Genomic DNA, 22,928 nt, shown 5'->3' on the forward strand with positions numbered 1-22,928 from the left:
AATTGAATAATTACAAAAGGACCCGTAGTACGCTTTTAGTACGGTCAGCAAAAAGCAAACCCTGAAACCACGTTATATCAATGGTCTCAGGGTTTTTTACTACTATTCCCACTCAATTGTAGAAGGCGGCTTGCTGGTAATGTCGTAGACAATCCGGCTGACATGCTTCACTTCATTAACAATTCGGGTGGAGATGTTTTCTAAAACATCAAAGGGAATCCTGGCCCAGTCTGAAGTCATACCATCAACCGAGGTAACGGCTCGCAGGCCAATGGTATAGTCATAGGTTCGTTCATCACCCATAACACCAACACTGCGGTTTCCCGGCAGTACGGCAAAATATTGCCAGATTTCTTGATCCAGACCGGCTTTGGCAATCTCATCTCTAAAGACAAAATCGGCTTCTTTTAAGATGTCCAGTTTTTCTTTGGTGACTTCACCCATCACCCGAATGGCCAGTCCTGGTCCTGGGAAGGGTTGCCGCCAGACCAGATCGTGATCCAGTCCAATTTCTTCACCAACGGCCCGAACCTCGTCTTTAAACAGGTTTCTAAGTGGTTCAATCAGTTCAAAATTGACATCATCCGGCAGTCCGCCAACGTTGTGATGACTTTTGATCACGGCCGCGTTTTTGGTGCCGCTTTCAATGACATCCGGGTAAATGGTTCCCTGAAGCAGGAAGTCGATGTCGTTCAGTTTCCCGGATTCTTCCTCAAAGACACGGATAAATTCCGTTCCAATAATTTTTCGTTTTTGTTCCGGATCACTGACACCCGCTAATTTACCAAGGAAACGATCTTCGCAGTTCACCCGGATAAAGTTCATATGAAAGCGGTTTTTAAAGATCGCTTCAACCTGATCGCCTTCATCTTTTCGAAGCAGGCCATGATCAACAAAAATACAGGTCAGCTTGTCACCAATGGCCTGGTGAACAAGGGTCGCTGCCACTGACGAATCAACGCCGCCGCTAAGGGCACACAGCACTCGCCGGTCACCGACTTGTTCTTTGATGGCTTCAATCTGTTCCTGGGCAAAATTATGCATGGTCCATAACCCTTCGCAGCCACAGACATCATATATAAAGTTATTTAAAACTTCTTTACCGTATTGGGTGTGTTCCACCTCAGGATGGAATTGAACCGCATAGAGCTTACGTTCGTGACATTCCATCGCACCGGTCGGACACGAGTCGGTGGTGGCAGTGATACAGAATCCTTCCGGAATGGTCTGGATATAGTTAGTATGACTCATCCAGCAGGTCGATCCGTCCGGAATATTTTTAAAGAGCACCGAGACTTGTGAAAAATTCAAGGCCTTTTTACCGTACTCCCGAATATCGGCTGAGTCGGTAACCCCTTTTAACTGCTCCGCCATCAGCTGAGCGCCGTAACAGATCCCTAAAATGGGAATGCCCATGTTATAAATTTCGGGATCACATTGGGGAGCTCCTGCTTCATGAACACTGGAAGGTCCGCCGGTAAAGATAATCCCTTTGGGATTTTTCTGGCGAATCTCATCGGGGGTGATGTCATAAGGAACAACTTCTGAATACACTTTAGCTTCACGAACCCGTCGGGCAATGAGCTGATTGTATTGTGCTCCGAAATCCACAATGAGAATGATCTCATCTTGATAATGCTTTTTTATCATAAATTCTCCTAAAATTGAGCGCTATTGTAGTTGGGTGATTCTTTGGTGATGGAAATATCGTGCGGGTGACTTTCAATCAGACCGGCACTGGTTATTTTCATGAACTGCGATTTTTCTCGTAGATCCTTGATGGTCGGGGTACCACAATAACCCATCCCGGAACGAAGACCACCAACTAACTGGTAGACGGTATCGGCCAATGGTCCTTTGTAGGGAACCTTTCCTTCAACCCCTTCCGGCACCAGTTTTTTCTGGCCTTCCTGGAAGTAACGATCCGAACTGCCATCTTTCATAGCCCCTAAAGAGCCCATGCCACGGTAGGTTTTAAAGCTGCGGCCCTGGTAGATAATGGTTTCGCCCGGACTTTCGTCGGTACCGGCAAAGAGACTACCAATCATCACCACATCAGCGCCAGCACCAATGGCTTTTACGACATCCCCGGAATATTTGATCCCACCATCGGCAATTACCGGAATATCATATTCTTTGGCAACTTCAACCACGTCCAGGATGGCCGTGATTTGCGGAACCCCAATCCCGGCGACAACCCGGGTAGTACAAATGGAGCCGGGGCCAATCCCGACTTTAAGGGCATCCACGCCAGCCTCGATTAAATCTTTAGCAGCAGCACCAGTCGCAATGTTTCCAACAATCAGCTGTACATCGGGGTATTTTTCCTTGATCGCTTTAACGGTTTTGACAACCCCAATGGAGTGACCATGGGCGGTATCCACAACGATGACATCAGCCTGAGCTGCTACCAGAGCATCGACCCGTTCAAAGGTGTTGCTGCTAATGCCAACGGCACCACCAACAATCAGTCGACCTCGATAGTCTTTAGCGGCATTCGGGTATTTAATGCTTTTTTCAATATCTTTAATGGTGATCAAACCCTTAAGATTATTTTCGGAATCCACAATCGGAAGCTTTTCGATTTTGTATTGTTTTAAAATGGCTTCAGCTTTTTCCAGGGTGGTGCCCTCTTCCGCTGTCACCAAGTTATTTTTTGTCATGGCGTCTTTGATTTTCTTTTTCGGGTCACTTTCAAAACGTAGGTCACGGTTGGTGATGATTCCCACTAATTTTCCTTCGATGGTAATCGGAACACCAGAAATTCGGTAACGGGACATCAGTTCCAGCGCATCGCCAATGTTATGTTCCGGCGACAAGAAAAACGGATCAACGATAACCCCGTTTTCTGAACGCTTTACCTTATCAATTTCAAACGCCTGTTCTTCAATGGTCATATTCTTATGAATAATCCCGATACCACCTTCTCTGGCCATGGCAATGGCCAATCGTCCTTCGGTGACGGTATCCATGCCAGCGCTCATAATGGGAATATTCAGAGCAATTTTCTTTGTCAGACGGGTGCCGGTGTTAACGTCTCCTGGCAACACTTCGGACTTCCCTGGGATTAACAATACATCATCAAAGGTAATGCCTTCCTTTAATATCTTCTCCAACCTTGTACTCCTTTCAAATTTAACATTCGCTTAGATACAAAAAAAGCAGACAATTGGCCATTGCTTTTCATCTGCTTCATGTATGTTCTGTAATCTTATATTATGCTGTTTAGTCTAACACAATTTGCTTAAATGTGACAATGATTATTTTTTTGGTAACGTTATCTTTTCTTGATTCTGACAATTTTTAAGACTAAAACAATAATAGTGAGGGATTCTCCATATCAGCCTTAATCGCCTGGAGGAATTTCGCACCGTCGACCCCATTGGCCACCCGTTGATCCAGATTCAGACTGATTTTCATCACTGAACGAACAACTGGTTCACCCTGGAAAATCCGGATTCGTTGAACCACTTCGCCAACACTGAGAATCGCACTGTTCGTCGGGTTGATGATGGCGGTAAATTCCCGGATCCCATACATCCCCAGGTTGGAGATCGTAAAGGTGCTGCCTTCCCGTTGCTCATGCGAGAGATGTTTGTTTTTAACAGCTTTTAAAAGATCACCCCGACTTTTAACGATTTCCACAAAGCTCATCGTCTGAGCGTCTTTGATCACCGGAACAATCAAACCCTCATCGGATTCCACTGTTAAACCCATATTTACATAATCCTGAGGCACAACAATTGCGTCTTCCCGCCGGGCGTTAAGAAGCGGATGTTTCACCAAAGCCCGGGTTGTTGCCAGAAGCAGAAAATCGGTATAGGTACAGCGGTATTTAGCCTGCTCCTCAATTTTTTTGGTAATCTTCTTGCGGAGATCCTTGATTTCAGTCATATCAATTTCTGTCGTTAAACTGATGACCGCTGTTTCTTCCTCGCACTTAATCCGATATTTTCTAACGATCCTGGATCGAATCCGATTATTCTTTGCCCGACTGACTTCATTACTGACAAGCTCTTCCGCTTCCCCAGGCAGTTCTTTTGCTACTTCACTAACTTGCTCTGCTGGTGCTTGAAGCACTTCGTTGCTTGCAATGCTTTGTTCCGTTGCAACAACCGCCGATTCTGATCCCGGATTTTGCGTGTCAACGGCTATCGATTTATCCATTCTAATCTCTGGGTCTGCTGTTTCCGAAGCAATTGGAAGCGCGACTTTTTCGGACTTAATCTCAGTCTTTTTCTCCGGTTCCTGTTTTTTTCTTGATAACCCCCGGGTTTTTTTATTTTTTTTACCCAGCGCTTCCTGCTCATTTTCACGAAGAAGGTGCATTGGCGTAGGCTTGACAATGATTTCTTCCCGGAGCGGTTCTGCCTTAAGATCAACAAAAGGGACAAAATCCAGTTCTGAAATTTTTGTGACCACATCCGTATCTTTTTCTTCCAGACCTGTATCATTGGCATCCACAAAGGGAACAAAGTCCAGCTCCGGATTCGGTACCCTTTCAACTTTCTGATTCATCTCGCTCAGTTTTTTTCGGGATTTGGTTTTCTTGACCGGGATTTCTTCCAGCTTTCCGGGTGTTGTAAACAGATTTTTGGGATTTCCGGCTATTTTATCCAGACTGGTACCGATCACCACCGGTTCTTTTGACTTGTAGTCAAAGGTTCCCGGTTGAATAACCACCAGTTTTTTCACATCATCAACTTCAACTCGACCGTTTGGTCCGGTTCCAGTGGCCTTTTCAATGTCCACCTTAAATTCCCGGGCAATCCGTCTGGCCGCCGGGGTCGCCCTGACCTTCCCCACCCGGGGATCAGATTCCGTCATTACTTCCTGCGGATCTTCAATCATTTCATCATTGATGATGCCTTGAATGGCTACAGTTGGTTGCTGCTTTATCCCTTCTTTAATGGTTTCTTCCAGATTTCGTTCCAGTTCTTCAATGGCGGCCGTTAGTTTTTCTTCCAGATTTTCTTCCTGTTGACTATCGTCACAACGCTCTGCTTCTTGATCTACCATTTTTTTACCTGCCACTACGTCTGTTTGGCCGGTTTCTTCGTTATCAGCATTTACTTCTGACAACGCTTCCTCACTTTTTTGATCATGTTCCAGGGTCGCTTCTTTAATCGTTTCGGCATTTGTCGAGTTTTCTATAGTCATATCCAACGTCTCTTTCGGTAAGATTATTTCATTTTCCATCATTGAGTCCGCTCCCTATTCCCGATTCAGAAGACGATAGACGCTATGAACGAAATCATTGCGCTGGGGCACCGCAGCTGACTCTAATTCCTGATTAAAGGGAATCGGAACATCCAGGCCACCCAGACGGACAATCGGCGCTGTGAGATAGTCGAAGGCTTCACTCTCAACGACTCGCGCGACAATTTCGCCACCGACCCCACCGGTTTTAGCGGCCTCATGGGCCACAATCAGACAACCGGTTTTAATAACCGATTCGATGATCGGTTTCATATCCATGGGATATAAGGTCAGGGGATTGAGAATCTCCACCCGAATTCCTTCCTCTTCTAAAAAATCAGCGGCTTCAATGGCTTTGGCCAGAGTGGTTCCATAGGCGACGATGGTGACATCTTTCCCGGGCCGTTCAACGATGGTTTTTCCGATTTCCAGGGTATACTCCTCGTCAAGGGGAACCAGACCCACCGAATCGTAGAGCATCTTATGTTCAATAAAACAGACCGGATTGTTATCCCGGATGGCCGCTTTGATCAGCCCTTTGGCCTGAGCCGGGGTTGATGGGGTCACCACCTTCAGTCCCGGTACATGGCATAACCAGGCTTCCAGGCTCTGACTGTGCTGAGCCGCACCACCAGCGCCGGAACCGGCTGGCAATCGCAATACCATCGGCACCTGGGACTGGCCGCCAAACATGTAGCGCATTTTAGCGCCCTGATTCACCAGAGCATCCAAACCCAGGGTGATAAAGTCCATAAACATAATCTCGCAAACCGGGCGCAAGCCGGTGGTTGCCGCCCCCACGGCGGTTCCGACAATCGCCCCTTCAGAAATCGGGGTATCCAGAATTCGCTCTTCACCAAACTCTTCCAATAAACCTTTCGAGACTCCAAAGGCGCCACCATAAACACCAATATCTTCACCTAAAAAAATGACATCCCGATCCAAACGCATTTCTTCGGTTATCCCCAGACGGATGGCATCGCGGTAGGTCATTTTTGTCATATCATTTGTTTTCATTCTTCAACCTCTCACGCATATACATCTGCTAAAATTGTATCAAGCTGCGGTGATGGACTTTTTTTAGCAAACTCCACCGCCTGTTCAATGGAAATAATGGCTTCATTTTCCATTTTTTGAATCTGCTTTTCGGTAAAGATCCGATTTTCCCGGAGGTACTCTTTCATCTTCAACAGCGGATCTTTTTTTCGCCATTCCTTTACTTCCTGTTCTTCCCGATAAAGCTGTTTATCACTTTTGGAATGGCCACTGAAGCGATAGGTTTTAGCTTCAATCAGCACCGGCCCCTTCCCGGCTCTGGCATAGCGCAACGCTTTCGTAACGGTATTATAAACATCGAGAAAATCGTTACCGTCAATGGTGAGACCCGGAATGTTATAGGCTTCACTGCGGTCAGAAATATTCTCAACATTCATGTGGTTTTCAACCGGATTTGACATCCCGTATTGATTATTCTCGATGAAAAAAACCACCGGCAGCTTCCAGATCGAGGCCAGATTCAGGGATTCATGAAAACTGCCCGTATCGGTGGCACCGTCCCCGGCAAAGCACAATACAACCTTCCCAGTCTTCTGGTATTTCTGCGTCAGTGCCGCCCCACAGGACAGGCCAAAACCGCCACCAACCACACCATTGGCCCCCAGATTGCCATTTTCGACATCAGCGATGTGCATTGAACCGCCTTTGCCCTTGCAATAGCCGGTTTCTTTCCCCAGACATTCTGCCATCATCAGATTGACATCCAGGCCAAAGCCAATCGCCTGAGCGTGACCCCGATGACTCAGCGACACCAGATCGCCTTCTTCCAACGCCAGACAGGCCATCACCCCAGCAGCTTCCTGACCCATAGCCAGATGAACCGTACCATGAACCTGACCTTTTTCCTCCAGTTCCCCCAGCTTTTCTTCAAAAAATCGGGCCTGATTCATTTTATAATACATTCTTAATAGAAGTTCTTCTGATAATTCAATCATGGTTTCCTCCACATTTTCACTATTTATTTTTAAAAAGGTGAATAACCCTTAGCATTTTGTTTCATACTTTTCCATTATATCTTTTATTCCCCAATAAATAAAGAATGAAGCGAAAAACTGCATAAAATAACAGCATTTTTCACCTCATTCTTTATTTCTATTAATAAACTTTTAATTTTTTTGCCTGATCATTGGTTTTCGGCCATTCGTTTAATGATCGATTCAGCGATGGTTAAATCCTCCGGGGTGGTGATTTTGATATTGGTATAGTCACCAACCACGATTTTAACCGGAACCTTCAGCCATTCCACCAGAAAGGCATCATCTGTCCCGGATACGCCCGATTCAAGCGCTTTTTGATGGGCCTCTTTGATCAGATCGTAGTCAAAGGTTTGGGGGGTTTGGATTTCCACCAGATAATTTCGATCCGGGGTCGCTTCGACAAAGCCATCGTCACTTATCACCTTGATGGTGTTTTTGGCTGGCACCCCCACCACCGTCGCTCGATACTTAATAGTTTCTTCAATGCTCTTGCAAATGACCGACTCGCTGATCAGTGGCCTGGCGCCATCGTGGATCAGGACAATCCGGGTCTGCTGATTCACCGCCTTTAGTCCGGCATAAACCGACTCCTGCCGGGTCTCGCCGCCAGCCACTAATTTGATCTTGCTATAGGAATAAACCCCGATGACCTGATCCTGACACAGCTGCTGTTCTTCGGGATTGATGACCAGCACAATTTCGTCGATCAGCGAACATTTTTCAAAAACATCCAGGGTATGGGCTAAAACCGGTTTTCCGTTTAACTGCAGATACTGTTTGCTGACAGATGCCTTCATCCGCCGACCCAATCCAGCAGCAGGGATGATCACACTGGTTAACACGTTTTCCATATTTGCCACCTTATCATTCATTATTCACTTAACACGTTTAGTCACTGACAACCTCCCGGTTATGCCTGCGTTTTTGCCGACTGATGCTTTGTAATTTTTCTACAGTGCATTTAATACCTGCGCCACTTTCTGATTATCGGTTCTCAAAATTATTTCCCGTTGCTCAGGCGTCTCCAGACTTGATTCCAGGCTGATTTCCAACCTGGGTTCAAACGCTTCGTCCAAGACCAGATCCGGCCACTCCAGCAACAGCGTACACCCCTGACTGAGATAGTCATCAAAGCCCATCTCATAAAGCTCATCGGGATCCTGAAGCCGGTATAAATCAAAATGAAAAACCCGGGGCGGGTTGCCGTATTCATTGACAATGGTATAGGTAGGACTGGTCACCTCATCCAAAAGACCCATACCAGCTACAAAACCTTTTGAAAACAGGGTTTTTCCAGCGCCCATTCCACCCTGTAAAAAAATAATCAGGGGGAAGCGTATCGCTTCCCCCAACTGTTTAGCAAAATCATACGTATCCTGACTTGATTTTGAAATAATTCGTTTCTCCAACATCTTAATCAACCTTTTCTTCGGATCCCGTCTTTTCGTTGCTAAAATCAATGATCTCTTCGTCGCTGTTGTCATCAATAATTTCATAATCCACTTCAACGACATCCTGATTCTCAATCCGCTTATTCCCGGGGAGAACCACTGCCAGGAGAATATAGACAATGATGCTGAGGATTCCCGGCACGAATCGGAGCACAAAGGGCAACAGGAAAAGCCCTCTGAAGACCCAGGGTGAAATGTTGCAGTATTCGCCAAGACCAGCACAGACACCGGCCAGAATGGCCCTTTTTTTACTTTTCACTAATTGTTTTTTCATTATTATTCCATTCTTAAACGTTACTCTTGACGGTAGGTTGCCATAAACCGTTCCAGCCGATCCATGGTTTCAATCAGATCTTCAGGGTGTGGTAAAAAGACGATTCTGAAATGATCCGGGTGAGGCCAGTTAAAACCGGTACCCTGAACCATCAGGACATGTTCTTCTTTTAGAAAATCCAGGGCAAACTGGACATCACTGGTGATATTAAACATTTCGGTATCAATTTTAGGAAAGACATAAAATCCGGCCTTGGGTTTGACACAGGACAAGCCCGGAATCGCATTGATCCGCTTACAGACAATCTCCCGCTGTTCATAGAGCCGTCCGCCGGGCTTGAGCAGGTCATTCATGCTCTGATAGCCACCGAGTGAGGTCTGGATCGCATGCTGTCCCGGAACATTGGAGCACATTCGCATATTGGAAAGCATCTTGATGCCTTCGATATAGTCCTTTGCCCCCTCCTTATTGCCGGTTAAAATCATCCAACCGACCCGATAGCCAGGAATCCGATGGGATTTGGACAAGCCGTTGAGGGTTACCACCAATACATCTTCGGTGAGCGTTGACATCGGGATATGAACATTATCATCATAGAGAATCCGGTCATAAATTTCATCGGCAAAGATAATCAGATCATTTTCCACCGCCAGATCAACGATTCCCTCTAAAATTTCCCGGGGATAAAGGGCGCCAGTGGGATTATTGGGATTGATGACGACAATCCCCTTGGTATTGGGGGTAATCTTACTGGCAATATCCGAAAGGTTGGGATTCCAGTCGTCTTCTTCATCACAAGTATAATAGACCGCATTGCCACCCGACAGGTTGACGGCAGCCGACCACAGCGGGTAATCCGGTGCTGGCACCAGAATTTCGTCCCCGTTGTCCAAGAGCGCCTGCATACAAAAAAGAATCAGTTCGCTGACCCCATTACCCAGAAAAACATCATCGACCTTCAGATCCATCAGTCCCTTGGTCTGATAATGCTGAACCACGGCCTTTCGGGCCGAAAAAATGCCCTGGGAATTACAGTATCCTTCAGCGGTTTTCATGTTATATTTAATATCCTGAATAATTTCATCCGGGGCATTTAAATTAAAGGGGGCTGTATTGCCCGTATTGAGCATAATAATGTCAATGCCGTCCCGCTCCATGCGATCCGCCTCTTCGACCACCGGTCCTCTAATATCATAACAAACGTTGTCCAACTTCTTCGACTTTTTCACAGCTTTCATCACTACACTCAACTCCTTTAATATTAAATTTTAGATAAGATTCAGGATCCTGCAGACTACCGTACCGACCAATTGTTAATCTGTTGTTCGCTGCGGAATCGGACAGGCTATCGCCGTGTCCGCTCCGATGCGTACAACATGATATAAAATTGTCGGTACTGCTTCTGAGTTTGTTTACAGTCTCAAGACTATTCCAATGTATGGTCCTTTTTCATTTTTTCGATGATGTTGCGGTAGCCTTTGCCGTGTTTGAGGCAGCGGTTGACCCGGCTGATGGTGGCCGAACTGGCTCCGGTCAGTTTTTCGACATCAATAAAGGTTTTTCCCTGGGACAGCAAGTAGGCAATTTCAAAGCGGTGAGCCATGTCTTCGATTTCTTTGATGGTACACAGGTCTTCCAGTAACAGATTACAATCCTCTTCGGTTTCAAGGGCTAAAATCGCCTGGGCCAGGACTTTTCTTTTTGCATTTGCTTCCATGGAGATTCCTCTTTCATTTCTTGTTATTCATCTGGGATGATAAAGAAATTTTCTTCCTAAAAAATTTTATCCATTGACACTTAATCTTATCTTTAGTGTATAATATGTTATCATAACACATTGCTGTAAATAAATAAATTGAAAGGTTGAACTTTATGAAATTATATAATACCTTGACCCAGCAGAAAGAAACCTTTGTCCCGATTGAAGCGGGCAAGGTGCGTATGTATTCCTGCGGACCGACTGTTTACAACTATTTTCATATCGGCAACGCCCGTCCCTTCATTGTTTTTGACGTGCTCCGCCGATTTTTGGAATATACCGGCTATGAGGTCACCTTTATCCAGAATTTTACCGACGTCGATGACAAAATCATCAATCGCAGCCACGAAGAAGGGATTTCGCCGGGCGATGTTTCTGAAAAATACATCCAGGAATACTTCACCGATGCCGATGCCCTGGGCATCAAACGGGCCTCGGTCCATCCCAAGGTTAGCGAGCACATGCCGGAAATCATTGACATGATCAAAACCCTGGAAGAAAAGGGACTGGCCTATAACGTCGATGGCAATGTCTACTACCGTGTCGATGCCTTTAACGATTATGGTAAATTGTCCAAACAATCCATTGATGATTTAAAATCCGGTGCCCGAATTGACGTCAATGACGAAAAAGAAAGTCCTCTTGATTTTGCCCTCTGGAAAAAGAAAAAAGACGGCGAACCCTATTGGGAAAGTCCCTGGGGTCAGGGACGACCAGGCTGGCACATTGAATGTTCGGCGATGTCCAAAAAACATCTCGGTGAAACCATTGATATTCACGGCGGCGGCCAGGATCTGATCTTCCCCCACCACGAAAATGAAATTGCCCAATCGGAAGGCTGCTGCGGCAAACCCTTTGCCAACTATTGGGTCCACAATGGCTACATTAATATCGACAACGAGAAAATGTCCAAGTCCAAGGGCAACTTCTTCACCGTCCGGGATATTGCCAAAACCTTCGATCTGGAAGCGGTTCGGATGTTTTTACTGATGGCCCATTACCGCAGCCCGGTCAACTTCAGCGAACCGCTGCTAAAACAGGCCGCCAGTGCCCTGGAGCGTTTATATACCGCCAAATTCCAGATGGACTTCCTGCTTGAAAATGCCACTGCTAAGGCAGCCACCGAAGCCGAGCAGGTTTGGATTGATTCCCTGGCCAAATACAAAAACGATTTTATTGCTGCCATGGACGACGATATCAACACCGCCGATGCCATTGCCGTAATTTTTGAGCTGGTTCGGGATTTAAATTCCAACCTTGATGCCACTTCTTCCCAACCGGCAATCATGGCTGGCCAGAATACTTTTGCCGAACTCACCGGTGTTTTAGGGCTGGCGGTAAAAGAAAAAGAAACCAATCTGGATGAGGCGGTAGAAGATCTGATCGCCCAGCGCCAGGCCGCCCGTAAAGCCAAGGATTTTAAGCGGGCTGACGAAATCCGCGATGAACTGCTGGCAAAAGGCATTGTATTGGAGGATACCCGGGAAGGTGTTAAATGGAAAAAAGCCTGACCCTTACCCCCGAACCCACCGAAAATCTCAAAACTATAAAGGCCACCATCGAAAAAAGCTATACCATCGAACAGGCCGCTGCCATGAATCCCCTGGCTTTGGCCTATCTCGGCGATGGGATATATTCCGATATGATTCGAAAATATCTGCTTGGCTGTGGTCACCAGAACGCCAACTTCATGACCAAAACCTCCATCCACTATGTCCGGGCCAGTGCCCAGGCCCAAATCATCCGGGAACTGCTGCCAGAGCTTACCGAAGCCGAGCAGCGGATCTTTAAACGGGGCCGTAATACCGCCTCTCAGGTTCCCAAGAATGCCAACCCGTCTGACTACCGCTATGCCACCGGGTTTGAAACCCTGATTGGCTACCTTTTTCTTTGCGGTGAGACGGAGCGGATGAATGCCCTGATTGTTCAGAGCATTGCGATCATCAATCAAAGCCTCAACTAACAAAAGATCTGCATCAGGCCAATGCCTGATGCAGATCTTTTCGTTTTTACCTGGATTAGTTTTGTACGGTGACCGGAGCCGCCTCCCAGGTATCAAAGATGGTTCGCTGATACCACCGGAACATAAACAGTTCGTAAGCCAGACAAACGATTTCCGAGATGAAGAATCCATACCAGAGCCAGTCCAGACCGCCAGCCTGAGCCAGCAGGTAAGTAACCGGCAAGAGCACCACCATCTGGCGGATAAAGGAAGCAATCATACTGACATAAGCTTTCCCGATAGCCTGAAAACTGACACTGAGCATAATCGAAATTCCCGCCAACGGAAAAGCCAGACTGATGCTGCGCAGACAGTTCACCCCGATTTCCATCATTTCGGATGACGGATTAAAAGCCATCATAATCTGAGCCGGGAAAATCCAGAACAGTACTGTGCCTATGATCATGATCGAGAGGGCAGCAGTAATTGCGACCTTTAGGGTTTCATTGAACCGTTCCCGGTTTCTGGCCCCAAAATTAAAGCCGAAGATGGGCATGGCCCCCTGTCCCAATCCAAAGATGGGCATAAAGATGATCGATTGAATTTTAAAGTAAACACCGAAAACTGCCACCGCTGACATCCCAAATCCGGCCAGGATCAGATTGTATCCGGTAATCATCAACGAGGCCAATCCCTGCATAATCGCCGCTGGCAAGCCGACTTTAAAGATGTCCTTGACGATTTCTGTTTCATAGTGAAACACCTGATAGTCCAGTTTGAGATATGACTTTCCGCTTTTAAAGACAATCAACAGCATATAAACCATCCCCAAAAGCTGACCGATGACCGTGGCAATGGCCGCACCGGCTACCCCCAGGGCAGGGAAACCAAACCACCCGAAAATCATAATCGGATCCAGAATAATATTGGTCACCGCACCAATAATCTGGCCCACCATCGGTTGGATCATTTCACCGGTTCCCTGTAAGGTTGAAAAAGCAGCCTGAGTAATAAAACTACCAAAACAAAACACCGTAACAATCATCAAATAAGCGCGACCCTGAGCAATGATGTTGGCGTTATCGGTGAACAGACTGATAAACGCTTCCGCCGTAAAGAATCCCAGGATTCCCAACACGGCGGCGATTGAAACCGCCAATAGGAAACCATGCTCAGCCACGTTGGCCGCCTCGCTGTTTTTATTTTGACCCAGCCGCCTGGATATGGCTGAATTAATCCCAACTCCCAGGCCCACAAAGCAGGAGATAATAATCATCTGAATCGGAAACGCCAGAGAAACCGCCGTTAGCGCTTCTTCCCCGATTTGTGCCACAAAGATACTGTCGACAATATTATATAAAGCCTGAATCATCATCGAAATAATTGCTGGTATGGACATTGAAAAAAGTAGCTTGGGAATGGGAACGACGCCCAATTTGTTCCTTTTTTCTGTTTTTGTGTCTTTCATAGGGCACCTCCTCTGATTTTTTCTAACTATTGTATCAAAAAACCCGGATCCAAGGACAATGTCAGCCTCACACCCAGGTTCCATTTAAGATCTAATTACTTCTTCTTTTTAGAAATTTCTACTTTTACTTTACGTTCTTTGATTATTTTGCCGTTTAGTTTCTTTTCGACTTTTTTAGCTTGCTCTTCATCCACATCGACAAAGGTAAACTTGTCATACATGTCAATGTTACCCACTGCTGACGATGGAATTCCGCATTCACCGCAGATCGCTCCCAGAATATCCCGTTTTTGGGCATGATCCTTTTCACCGACACTGATAAACAACCGTTTGGTTTTTTCTGGGCCAGCCCGACGAGAACCACCATCTCTGGATCCGCCATCACGACGGCTGCGTCCATCCCGACCATCCCGGCGAGGACCACCATCATTCCGTCTGGGACGTCGTTCGACAGTATTAAGATCTTCAGCTTCTGACAGCGGTAACTGGGCCTGCAACAACACAGCAGCAATGGTTTCGGCCGTATATCCTTTTTCAACCAGTTCGTCAATAATTTTTAAATAGGTATCCAGACTGCCCTTTTCAGTACCTTTATCGGCCCGAATCTTAAAACGTTCGTGGAAATGGGCAATTTTAATATCATTGATGACTTCACTGGTAGGAATCAGATCCCGTTCGATACTTTTTTTAGTGTAATCGGTAATCTTCTTGAGTCTGAACTGATCTCTTGATCGTGCCAGGGTCAGGGAAATTCCGCTTTTTCCAGCCCGGCCGGTTCGACCAATTCGGTGCACATAGTATTCTTCATTATCCGGTACATCGTAATTAAAGACGATATCAACGTCATCCACATCAATACCCCGGGCCGCCACATCGGTTGCCACCAGGATATTTAGTTTACCGCGACTGAAATCTTTTAATACCGCCATTCGGGACATCTGGCGCATGTCACCATGAATCTTGTCGACTGAATAACCCAATTTTTTCAGATCATCGGTGATTTCATCGACATATTTTTTGGTGTTACAAAAAATAAGTGAACGCTGAGGTTTGTAAACATCCAGTAAACGGGTTAACGCTTCAAACTTATGGTGATCGCTGATATTGAAGTATTTCTGCTCAATGCTGGTTGCGACCATGGTTTTCGGCGAAATTTCGATCATTACCGGATCTTTCTGGTAAGTTTCAGCAATTTTTAAAATCGGTTTTGGCATCGTTGCTGAGAATAACACCGTCTGAATATCATGGTCAATTTCATCGAGAATCAGTTCGATATCTTCCCGGAATCCCATGTTTAACATTTCATCCGCTTCGTCCAGTACCACCATCGAAACATCACTCAGTTTCAGTGTTTTTCGACGCATATGATCCATTACCCGGCCGGGGGTGCCAACAACGATCTGAACCCCGGATTTAAGGTCTCTGATTTGACCTTCAATGGACGCCCCGCCGAAAATCGGCAGAACTTTTACGCCTTTCTGGTATTTTATTACTTTTCTAAACTCGTCTGAGACCTGTACTGCCAACTCACGGGTTGGGCATAGAACTAAAACTTGTACTTTCTTTATGGAAGGGTCAAGCTTTGTAATGGCTGGAATTGCAAAGGCAACAGTTTTTCCTGTTCCGGTTTGCGATTTTCCAATGAGGTCTCCTCCCATCATCAATTGTGGTATCGCTCGCTCCTGGATTTCGGTCATTTCTACAAAGCCCATTTCTTCGATGCCTTGCAGTAGTTGTTCATTAATTTCTAATTCTGTAAATTTCATTTAGTATCCTTTCTCGAATATATAACATCTTATTTTAAACCAAACGAAAGAATAAAGCAAGTTTGTTTTAGATCAATTAAGAAATGATGCTTCTGTTTCATGTGGTATTTGAATTATTTCCGGTTTTGCACCTTTGTATAAAATTTCTGGCCATCAAGTATACGAATAGTGTATAATATGGTCATACACATATCATGTGTTTATCTTATTCGTTCATACTGAGTTTATGAATATTTTTTGGAGGAAACACGATGTCTACTTTTGGTACCCGATTAAAACGACTACGCATTAATAAGGACATGACCCAGCAAGATTTTGCTGAGCATTTTGATTTAAACAAGAGCTCAATTTCCAAGTATGAGAAGGATAAAAACCTTCCTGAAAACCAGTTGCTGGTTGAAATTGCCGATTATTTTGATGTATCGGTTGATTATCTGCTTTGTCGGACTGACAATGCCACATCTCTCAATGATGCTAAACTCAAATCTGAGGGTTCATTAAACTCAGCTGAACAATTAGTTAAACCATTGGATATGAAAGACCTGCTGGGGCTGTTCGGATACGCCATGACCAGCGAAGAAGGCAAGCGGGAAATTCTCGATTTTATTAACTTCAAACACGAAGTTTTGCTCCAACATTACGCCAAAAAAGAATCCTAAAAAAGAAGCTGTTTTCGGACAGCTTCTTTTTTTATCAACTTAACCGATTGGTTCCATTTTTTCCAGGCTCTTAAGCCATTGGGTTGCATGAGCATCCGAGGGCATCCGCCAGTCACCCCGTGGCGAAAAGGAGACCGACCCGACCTTGGGTCCATCGGGGAGACAGTTTCGTTTAAACTGCTGGCCAAAGAAACGGTGATAAAAGTTTTTCAGCCACTTAAAAATGACTGCCTTTTGATAGACGCCGTCAAAGGCCTTGCAGGCCAGAAAATAGACTTTTTCCGGTGAAAAACCATGACGCACCATTTGATACATGAAGAAATCGTGAAGTTCGTATGGTCCCACGGTTTCTTCAGTTTTCTGGGCAATTTTTCCATCAGCATCCGGCGGCAGCAGTTCCGGAGAAACCGGGGTCGCCAGAACATCATAAAGAATTTTGCGAATGTCTGCTTCGGGCGAATGGTCGGCCACCCACTCCACCAGGTAGCGGATCAGGGTTTTTGGCACACTGGCATTGACACTGTACATCGACATATGGTCGCCATTATAGGTGGCCCAACCCAGTGCCAGTTCCGAAAGATCCCCGGTCCCAATAACAATTCCCCCCAGTTTATTGGAAAGATCCATCAGAATCTGGGTGCGTTCCCGAGCCTGGGAATTTTCGTAGGTGACGTTGTGAAGATCAATGGGGTGGCCGATATCCTTAAAGTGAGCGGTACAGGCCGCCACAATCGAAATTTCATGGAAACTGGCACCGAGACCCTTAATCAGGGCTACGGCATTGTCGTAGGTGCGGTCAGTGGTGCCAAAGCCCGGCATGGTGACGGCATGAATTTTTTCCCGGGGAATACCAAAGCGGTCACAAACAGAGACACAGACCAGCAGCGCCATGGTGGAGTCCAGTCCCCCGGAGATCCCCACCACCATCGGGGCGTTACCGATATGAGCCAGGCGGGTCGCCAAACCAATGGTTTGAATATTAAAGATTTCTTCACATCGTTCACTGCGACGGTTGGGATCTGCCGGAACAAAGGGCTGCGGGTTGACCTCCCGATCAAAATCATTGGTGCCCGAAGTTTCAAAGGTAATGGTTCGGTAAAAACGGTTATTAAGCAGATCCACCGAATCGCCAAAGCCATGCTGCATTTGGCGGTCATGATTGAGTGATTCCACATCAATATCGCAAATCAGCAATTCATTACCCAGGTTAAATTTGGGCAGTTCTTTAAGTAGTATCCCCCGTTCACAGATCATCGCATTACCACCGAAAACCAGATCACTGGTGGATTCCCCAAACCCTGCTGAGGCATAGAGATAAGCTGCATTGCAGCGTCCGGATTGGGAGCGGATCAGTTCCCTGCGATAATCACTTTTGCCCACCACCTCATTGCTGGCAGAGGGATTAAGAATCACCGTGGCACCAGCCAGAGCGTGAAAGCTGCCCGGTGAGATCGGCACCCATAGGTCTTCACAAATTTCGACGGCCACCACAAATTCTTCCCGATGAACATGCTTAAACAGCAAATCCGTCCCAATCGGAACCGCTTGGGAACCGATTGGAATTTCTGTCTGATTCAATGATTTTGCCGAAGCAAACCAACGTTTTTCATAAAACTCCTGATGATTGGGAATATAGGTTTTGGGCACAATCCCCAGAATTTTACCATCGTTTAGCAGCGCTGAACAATTGTACAAACTGCCATTAATGGCCAGGGGCAGACCCACCACCAGCAGCATTTTTTTTCCGTCTGACCATTGGCACAGGCTGTCCAGAGCCTTGACGGCGTTTTTCTGTAGCTCCCGCTGAAAAAACAGATCACCGCAGGTATAGCCGGTAATCCCTAACTCCGGAAACAACAGCACTTCCACGCCCTGATCCCAGGCCTTTTCTGCCAGACTAATCATTTGCCTGAGGTTATATTGGCAGTCTGCCAATTTAAGTTTGGGAACAGCGCAGGCTGTTCTAAAAAAACCATATTTATGCATTTAATTCACCTTGTATCTTTTTAATTTTCAACGTAACTGTTTGAATGACCTTCATTATATCCCCATTTCAGCTCCAAAACAATCATATTTTATTTTCCACAGCCTGTGTCTAATCAACTATTTTTTATTAACAATTGACCTGTTCATTGTTTTCCCATTACATTGGCGCTATTGGGGGGTTCTCCCAATAGTCAACAAGGTTATCCACATTGTCCACAGGTAAAACCAATGTTCTCCACAGCTTTATCCGAATCCTATCCACATTTTGTAAGTTATCCACAGTTTTTCTGTTAATATATCTTGTGTCTTCACCCATAAAAAAAATCAAGATCTGGGATCTTGATTTTTTTATCCACTATTTTTTTGTGGCTAAAGCAGCTTTGACGAAACTCTGAAACAGGGGATGCGGTTTGTTTGGTCGGGATTTAAACTCTGGATGAGCCTGAGTGGCCACAAACCAGGGATGATCCTTGATTTCAATCATCTCAACAAGCACCCGGTCAGGTGACATCCCTGAGAAAACCAGCCCTTTTTCTTCAAGTTGGGAAATGAAATCATCATTCACTTCATAGCGATGACGATGCCGTTCACTGATATTTTTCTCGCCATAGGCTTCCATAGCTTTGGAGCCTTCCAACAATTCGCAGGGGTATAATCCCAAACGCATGGTGCCGCCCATATCAATAATTTTTTTCTGCTCTTCCATCAGGTTAATCACCGGATAAGGCGTTTCCGGATCCAGTTCAATGCTGTGAGCTCCGGTAAGTCCGGCTACATTACGGGCAAACTCGATGACGGCTAACTGCAGACCCAAACATAGCCCTAAAAAAGGCACCTTATTTTCCCGGGCATACTGAATGGCGTGGATCTTGCCTTCCACCCCGCGGTGACCAAAACCGCCAGGAACAATGATGCCATCCAGATCTTTGAGCACCCGGTCAACATTTTCTTCATTGATGTCTTCGGAGTGAATCCACTTGATGACAACTTCAGAATTATTACCGATCCCACCGTGCCGCAGGGCTTCGGCTACCGATAAATAGGCGTCGTGAAGTTCCACATATTTTCCAACTAAGCCGATGGTTACCTTGTTTTCCAGACTTTTAGCCTTTTTGACCAGGTCTTTCCATTCGGTCAAATCCGGTTCTTTGCACTCGATATGGAGTTTTTCGCAAACTAATTCGGCCAGGCCTTCTTTTTCCAGCATTAAGGGTACTTCATAAAGTTCAGCGGCATCCATATTAACAACCACCGCTTTTTTATCGACATTACAGAACAGTGAAATTTTCCCCTTAAGGCCTTCTTCCACCTCTTTTTCGGAACGAAGCACAATAATATCCGGCTGAATCCCGATACTGCGGAGTTCTTTTACCGAATGCTGGGTTGGTTTTGTTTTCAGTTCACCAGCTTTTCCCAAAAAAGGCAGCAGGGTTACATGGATGTACAAAACATTTTCAGCCCCCAGATCGCCCTTGAATTGTCTGATCGCTTCCAGATAGGGCAGACTTTCAATATCCCCCACGGTTCCGCCGATTTCAGTAATGACGACATCGGGATGGCTATACTCCGTGACCCGCAGGATACCATCTTTAATTTCGTCGGTAATGTGGGGAATAACCTGAACCGTTCCGCCCAGGTAATCGCCGCGACGTTCTTTTGAGATAACATTCCAATATACTTTTCCGGTGGTGACATTGCTGTACTTGGACAGGTTTTCGTCGGTGAATCGCTCGTAGTGACCCAGATCCAAATCGGTTTCGGCGCCATCATCAGTCACAAAAACTTCCCCATGCTGATAAGGACTCATCGTTCCAGGATCAAAATTTAAATAAGGATCAAATTTCTGAATCGACACTTTAAGCCCTCTGGACTTAAGCAGCCGTCCCAATGAAGCACTCGTAATGCCCTTTCCTAAAGAAGATACTACACCACCAGTGACAAAAATATACTTTGTTTGCATTAATTTACCGACTCCTTTTTCTTTTACATTTTCGTATTATTTCAACAAAAAAATCACTGCAAAAAATGAGTTTTTTTTTTGCAGTGATGCAATTAACAATACTACTAGTTTAACAGTTTTTTTATAAAATACAATAATAATTTTGTTTTAACTATCAATTTTTTTATGATACCATTTTTTTCTTAAAGAATAAAGAAAAAAACACAAATAAAATGACACAGCGAACCCAATATTACAAAAATGTGAAATAATTCGTGAAAGCCGAAGTTTTTGCCGAAGTTTGGCTTTTTGACGGCGTAAATCACCCCGCCGATGGTATACATGACCCCACCGCCAACCAGCAGCACAAAACCCGGCCGAGGCAAAGCCTGATACAGCGGCCCTAACACAAATAGCGCAAACCACCCCAGAAAAATATAGAGACCGGTGCCCAGCCACCGGGGCATATTGATCCAGGCCACTTTAAGAATAATCCCGACTAGAGCCACCCCCCAGATTGCCACCATCATCGCTACCCGCATGGTTCCCGTTAAGCAAAGCAGACAAAATGGGGTATAGGTTCCCGCAATCAGAATAAAGATCATGGCATGATCCAGTTTTTTCAGATGCAGAATTTCTTCCTTACTGCCATATGATGCATGGTATCTAAAGCTGGTGCCATAGAGGCAGATCAGTCCCACTCCAAAAGCCAGTACCGAAATGAGTGTCAATGGGGTCAGATTATCCTTTGCAACAATTAAAATCAACATCGCAATAATGCCAAAGACGGATAATATTGCACCAATTAAATGGGTTAATGCATTCATCGGTTCTCTAAACTGATTCATATTTTGTCCTTTCTGTTACTCAATCATTCGCTTTTATCACTATACCATACTTTTAAAACTTTGTGAAATCAGGTCTCACACCACAAAAACACCTATTTCAATCATGCAAAGATCAAAACAGGTGTTTATCCAACCAAAATACTATTATCCTACCTGTTTCGAACCGTTACCTCATCAAAGTCATCGTGAGTGGTCATTTGACCGGGCGGAATAATACAAAAGCCCTCCTGCCACTGGCCGGTTACCAACTTTTCCAGTGGTGATATGCTCCCCTGATCGACCACCACTTCCAGTCCGATGAGTTCACCAATATCATTCACCCGGGGCAGCGAATTATCGACTGAGTAGGCGCCGGTATCGATCAGCATCAGGTTTTTATAGTTCCGAAACATAATGTCCATAACTTTCCTGGCCCGACTTTCGCCGTATTTTTCCCGGTTATGGGCAAACTCTTTATCCAGGGACTTTTCCCCCCGCAACCAGCCCTCAGTCAGAAAGTAAGTCGATGTTCGAATCCGCTCCAGATTATCTTTTTCTGAAAGCAGGATATCAATGCAATCCCCATAACGGGGAATAATCAACGTGGCCGTGTTGCTTTTTAACCCCAACAAGCCATTGCCGCAATTGCCATAGGCAAACAAGAGCTGATCATATTCCTCTTCAGCTTTGTCTATTTCTTCCTGAAGGGCATTTTTCAATCGTTCCGGAGAGTCATGGAGCAGATTGGACATCCAGACAGTCTCCAATTCTACGCCGTTTTTTTTCAATGCCAGTTCAACCTCATCCTTGATGGTTTCACAGGCAATTAATAATCGCTTCATTTATTTTTTACACCTTTTTTCTGTTCACGCTTTCAAGCGTATTATTTATGGACTATTTTTCTGCACTATTTCCAGTATAACCAAGAATCCCTGTTTTTCAAGAAAAAATTCAGATAAAATTTCCCCTCGATAATTTTTTGTCGACAACCGACTTTATGTTATAATAGCATCGTTAATTAATCTTAATATTAGGAGAAGAAAATGGATAAAAGTATGTTCCGAAAAGAAGTTCTGGCACGCCGCAAAGAAATTTATTGTGCCGATACCGATGCAAAAATTATCGAACAATTCCTGGATAGTGATCTTTATAAAAACGCCGACTGGATTATGGCCTATGTCAGCTTCGGCACCGAAATCTATACCCATGATTTTATCAAAAAAGCCCTGGCCGATGGTAAGCACATCGTGGTTCCCATCTGTAACATCGAAGATCATACCGTTACCCTGTCAGAGTTGATTAATTTTCCCGAAGATCTGGAAGAGGGCCACTATGGAATCCTCGAAGTTCGTGCCGAATGTATGCGAATTGTCGATCCTAAAAAAATTGATCTGGTGATGGTTCCCGGTTGTGCCTTCTCACCTTCTGGCCACCGGATGGGCTTTGGCGGCGGCTATTATGACCGTTTTCTGGAAACTGTCAGTGACGATTGTATCACCGTTGCGCTGATTCGTGAAGACTTTATTTTTGACAAAATTCCCATGGAAGAACATGACAAAAGCGTTCAATTCATGGTTACCGAAAAATGTGTCAATTGTTGTCCAATTCAGGAGGCCTAATTTAAC

20 protein-coding genes are annotated in these 22,928 nt (G+C 45.4%); 4 read left to right on the forward strand and 16 right to left on the reverse strand.

All coding sequences use genetic code 11. The annotated features are described in order from the left end of the window. Positions 1–102: 102 nt before the first annotated feature. From guaA to B3F51_RS04320, 10 genes are all read right to left on the reverse strand, one after another. Complete coding sequence (gene guaA / locus B3F51_RS04275) at positions 103–1,650, reverse strand: glutamine-hydrolyzing GMP synthase (protein ID WP_286945651.1); 1,548 nt, start codon at positions 1,648–1,650, stop codon at positions 103–105. An 8-nt stretch (positions 1,651–1,658) separates the two neighbouring features. Further along, complete coding sequence (gene guaB / locus B3F51_RS04280; RefSeq protein ID WP_148637890.1) at positions 1,659–3,116, reverse strand: IMP dehydrogenase; 1,458 nt, start codon at positions 3,114–3,116, stop codon at positions 1,659–1,661. Positions 3,117–3,309: 193 nt separating this feature from the next. Then, entirely contained in the window at positions 3,310–5,202 is a 1,893-nt protein-coding gene (locus B3F51_RS04285) for a 2-oxo acid dehydrogenase subunit E2 (RefSeq protein WP_286945652.1), read from the reverse strand. 12 nt (positions 5,203–5,214) lie between these two features. Further along, complete coding sequence (locus B3F51_RS04290; protein WP_338076085.1) at positions 5,215–6,201, reverse strand: alpha-ketoacid dehydrogenase subunit beta; 987 nt, start codon at positions 6,199–6,201, stop codon at positions 5,215–5,217. 26 nt (positions 6,202–6,227) lie between these two features. After that, entirely contained in the window at positions 6,228–7,190 is a 963-nt protein-coding gene (locus B3F51_RS04295) for a thiamine pyrophosphate-dependent dehydrogenase E1 component subunit alpha (protein WP_286805284.1), read from the reverse strand. A gap of 188 nt (positions 7,191–7,378) precedes the next feature. Then, positions 7,379–8,083, reverse strand: coding sequence for a 2-C-methyl-D-erythritol 4-phosphate cytidylyltransferase (gene ispD / locus B3F51_RS04300; protein ID WP_187389284.1), 705 nt, complete (start codon positions 8,081–8,083; stop codon positions 7,379–7,381). 99 nt (positions 8,084–8,182) lie between these two features. Continuing rightward, entirely contained in the window at positions 8,183–8,644 is a 462-nt protein-coding gene (tsaE, locus tag B3F51_RS04305; protein WP_286945654.1) for a tRNA (adenosine(37)-N6)-threonylcarbamoyltransferase complex ATPase subunit type 1 TsaE, read from the reverse strand. A 1-nt stretch (position 8,645) separates the two neighbouring features. Then, entirely contained in the window at positions 8,646–8,957 is a 312-nt protein-coding gene (locus tag B3F51_RS04310) for a PspC domain-containing protein (protein ID WP_070369500.1), read from the reverse strand. Between the two features lie 20 nt (positions 8,958–8,977). Continuing rightward, the gene (locus B3F51_RS04315; protein ID WP_070369501.1) at positions 8,978–10,195 is read right to left on the reverse strand and encodes a pyridoxal phosphate-dependent aminotransferase; all 1,218 of its coding nucleotides are present in this window, start codon (positions 10,193–10,195) and stop codon (positions 8,978–8,980) included. Between the two features lie 188 nt (positions 10,196–10,383). Continuing rightward, positions 10,384–10,674: a YerC/YecD family TrpR-related protein gene (locus B3F51_RS04320; RefSeq protein ID WP_228879140.1), complete on the reverse strand. Its 291-nt coding sequence runs from the start codon at positions 10,672–10,674 to the stop codon at positions 10,384–10,386. A 155-nt stretch (positions 10,675–10,829) separates the two neighbouring features. Here B3F51_RS04320 and cysS point away from each other — a divergent pair, with 155 nt between their 5' ends. Continuing rightward, complete coding sequence (gene cysS, locus B3F51_RS04325) at positions 10,830–12,227, forward strand: cysteine--tRNA ligase (RefSeq protein WP_286805274.1); 1,398 nt, start codon at positions 10,830–10,832, stop codon at positions 12,225–12,227. Further along, a complete protein-coding gene (locus B3F51_RS04330) occupies positions 12,212–12,679 on the forward strand; it encodes a Mini-ribonuclease 3 (protein WP_286945657.1) in 468 nt (155 codons plus the stop codon). The genes cysS and B3F51_RS04330 overlap by 16 nt, the downstream gene beginning before the upstream one ends. A 55-nt stretch (positions 12,680–12,734) precedes the next feature. Here B3F51_RS04330 and B3F51_RS04335 read toward each other — a convergent pair whose 3' ends face one another. Beyond that, on the reverse strand, positions 12,735–14,126 hold the full coding sequence (locus tag B3F51_RS04335) for an MATE family efflux transporter (RefSeq protein ID WP_148637895.1): 1,392 nt from the start codon (positions 14,124–14,126) through the stop codon (positions 12,735–12,737). Positions 14,127–14,221: 95 nt separating this feature from the next. Continuing rightward, complete coding sequence (locus B3F51_RS04340) at positions 14,222–15,892, reverse strand: DEAD/DEAH box helicase (protein WP_070369505.1); 1,671 nt, start codon at positions 15,890–15,892, stop codon at positions 14,222–14,224. Between the two features lie 251 nt (positions 15,893–16,143). On the opposite strand from B3F51_RS04340, the gene B3F51_RS04345 reads away from it, so the two are divergent. Next, positions 16,144–16,551, forward strand: a complete 408-nt coding sequence (locus B3F51_RS04345) for a helix-turn-helix domain-containing protein (protein ID WP_084633417.1) — start codon at positions 16,144–16,146, stop codon at positions 16,549–16,551. 39 nt (positions 16,552–16,590) lie between these two features. Here the strand turns inward: B3F51_RS04345 and B3F51_RS04350 are convergent, their stop codons facing one another. From B3F51_RS04350 to B3F51_RS04365, 4 genes are all read right to left on the reverse strand, one after another. After that, positions 16,591–18,537, reverse strand: coding sequence for an NAD(+) synthase (locus tag B3F51_RS04350; RefSeq protein ID WP_070369506.1), 1,947 nt, complete (start codon positions 18,535–18,537; stop codon positions 16,591–16,593). A gap of 355 nt (positions 18,538–18,892) precedes the next feature. Continuing rightward, positions 18,893–20,497, reverse strand: coding sequence for a CTP synthase (locus B3F51_RS04355; RefSeq protein ID WP_286945660.1), 1,605 nt, complete (start codon positions 20,495–20,497; stop codon positions 18,893–18,895). Positions 20,498–20,679: 182 nt separating this feature from the next. Beyond that, complete coding sequence (gene trhA / locus B3F51_RS04360) at positions 20,680–21,324, reverse strand: PAQR family membrane homeostasis protein TrhA (protein WP_286945661.1); 645 nt, start codon at positions 21,322–21,324, stop codon at positions 20,680–20,682. Between the two features lie 149 nt (positions 21,325–21,473). Further along, on the reverse strand, positions 21,474–22,145 hold the full coding sequence (locus B3F51_RS04365; protein WP_286945664.1) for a DUF1638 domain-containing protein: 672 nt from the start codon (positions 22,143–22,145) through the stop codon (positions 21,474–21,476). Positions 22,146–22,346: 201 nt separating this feature from the next. Here B3F51_RS04365 and B3F51_RS04370 point away from each other — a divergent pair, with 201 nt between their 5' ends. Beyond that, complete coding sequence (locus B3F51_RS04370; RefSeq protein ID WP_070369510.1) at positions 22,347–22,922, forward strand: 5-formyltetrahydrofolate cyclo-ligase; 576 nt, start codon at positions 22,347–22,349, stop codon at positions 22,920–22,922. Positions 22,923–22,928 lie beyond the last annotated feature (6 nt).

Origin of the sequence: Acetobacterium sp. UBA5834 (assembly GCF_002435675.1) — a bacterium.
GTDB classification, from domain to species: Bacteria; Bacillota; Clostridia; order Eubacteriales; family Eubacteriaceae; genus Acetobacterium; species Acetobacterium wieringae.

Coding starts and splice junctions, on each gene's coding strand:
- cysS (WP_286805274.1), top strand. CDS start 10,830: ATGAAATTATATAATACCTTGACCCAGCAGAAAGAAACCTTTGTCCCG.
- B3F51_RS04370 (WP_070369510.1), top strand. CDS start 22,347: ATGGATAAAAGTATGTTCCGAAAAGAAGTTCTGGCACGCCGCAAAGAA.
- B3F51_RS04285 (WP_286945652.1), bottom strand. CDS start 5,202: ATGATGGAAAATGAAATAATCTTACCGAAAGAGACGTTGGATATGACT.
- B3F51_RS04355 (WP_286945660.1), bottom strand. CDS start 20,497: ATGCAAACAAAGTATATTTTTGTCACTGGTGGTGTAGTATCTTCTTTA.
- B3F51_RS04295 (WP_286805284.1), bottom strand. CDS start 7,190: ATGATTGAATTATCAGAAGAACTTCTATTAAGAATGTATTATAAAATG.
- B3F51_RS04350 (WP_070369506.1), bottom strand. CDS start 18,537: ATGCATAAATATGGTTTTTTTAGAACAGCCTGCGCTGTTCCCAAACTT.
- trhA (WP_286945661.1), bottom strand. CDS start 21,324: ATGAATCAGTTTAGAGAACCGATGAATGCATTAACCCATTTAATTGGT.
- B3F51_RS04340 (WP_070369505.1), bottom strand. CDS start 15,892: ATGAAATTTACAGAATTAGAAATTAATGAACAACTACTGCAAGGCATC.
- ispD (WP_187389284.1), bottom strand. CDS start 8,083: ATGGAAAACGTGTTAACCAGTGTGATCATCCCTGCTGCTGGATTGGGT.
- B3F51_RS04310 (WP_070369500.1), bottom strand. CDS start 8,957: ATGAAAAAACAATTAGTGAAAAGTAAAAAAAGGGCCATTCTGGCCGGT.
- B3F51_RS04330 (WP_286945657.1), top strand. CDS start 12,212: ATGGAAAAAAGCCTGACCCTTACCCCCGAACCCACCGAAAATCTCAAA.
- B3F51_RS04315 (WP_070369501.1), bottom strand. CDS start 10,195: ATGAAAGCTGTGAAAAAGTCGAAGAAGTTGGACAACGTTTGTTATGAT.
- B3F51_RS04365 (WP_286945664.1), bottom strand. CDS start 22,145: ATGAAGCGATTATTAATTGCCTGTGAAACCATCAAGGATGAGGTTGAA.
- guaA (WP_286945651.1), bottom strand. CDS start 1,650: ATGATAAAAAAGCATTATCAAGATGAGATCATTCTCATTGTGGATTTC.
- tsaE (WP_286945654.1), bottom strand. CDS start 8,644: ATGTTGGAGAAACGAATTATTTCAAAATCAAGTCAGGATACGTATGAT.
- B3F51_RS04335 (WP_148637895.1), bottom strand. CDS start 14,126: ATGAAAGACACAAAAACAGAAAAAAGGAACAAATTGGGCGTCGTTCCC.
- B3F51_RS04290 (WP_338076085.1), bottom strand. CDS start 6,201: ATGACAAAAATGACCTACCGCGATGCCATCCGTCTGGGGATAACCGAA.
- B3F51_RS04320 (WP_228879140.1), bottom strand. CDS start 10,674: ATGGAAGCAAATGCAAAAAGAAAAGTCCTGGCCCAGGCGATTTTAGCC.
- B3F51_RS04345 (WP_084633417.1), top strand. CDS start 16,144: ATGTCTACTTTTGGTACCCGATTAAAACGACTACGCATTAATAAGGAC.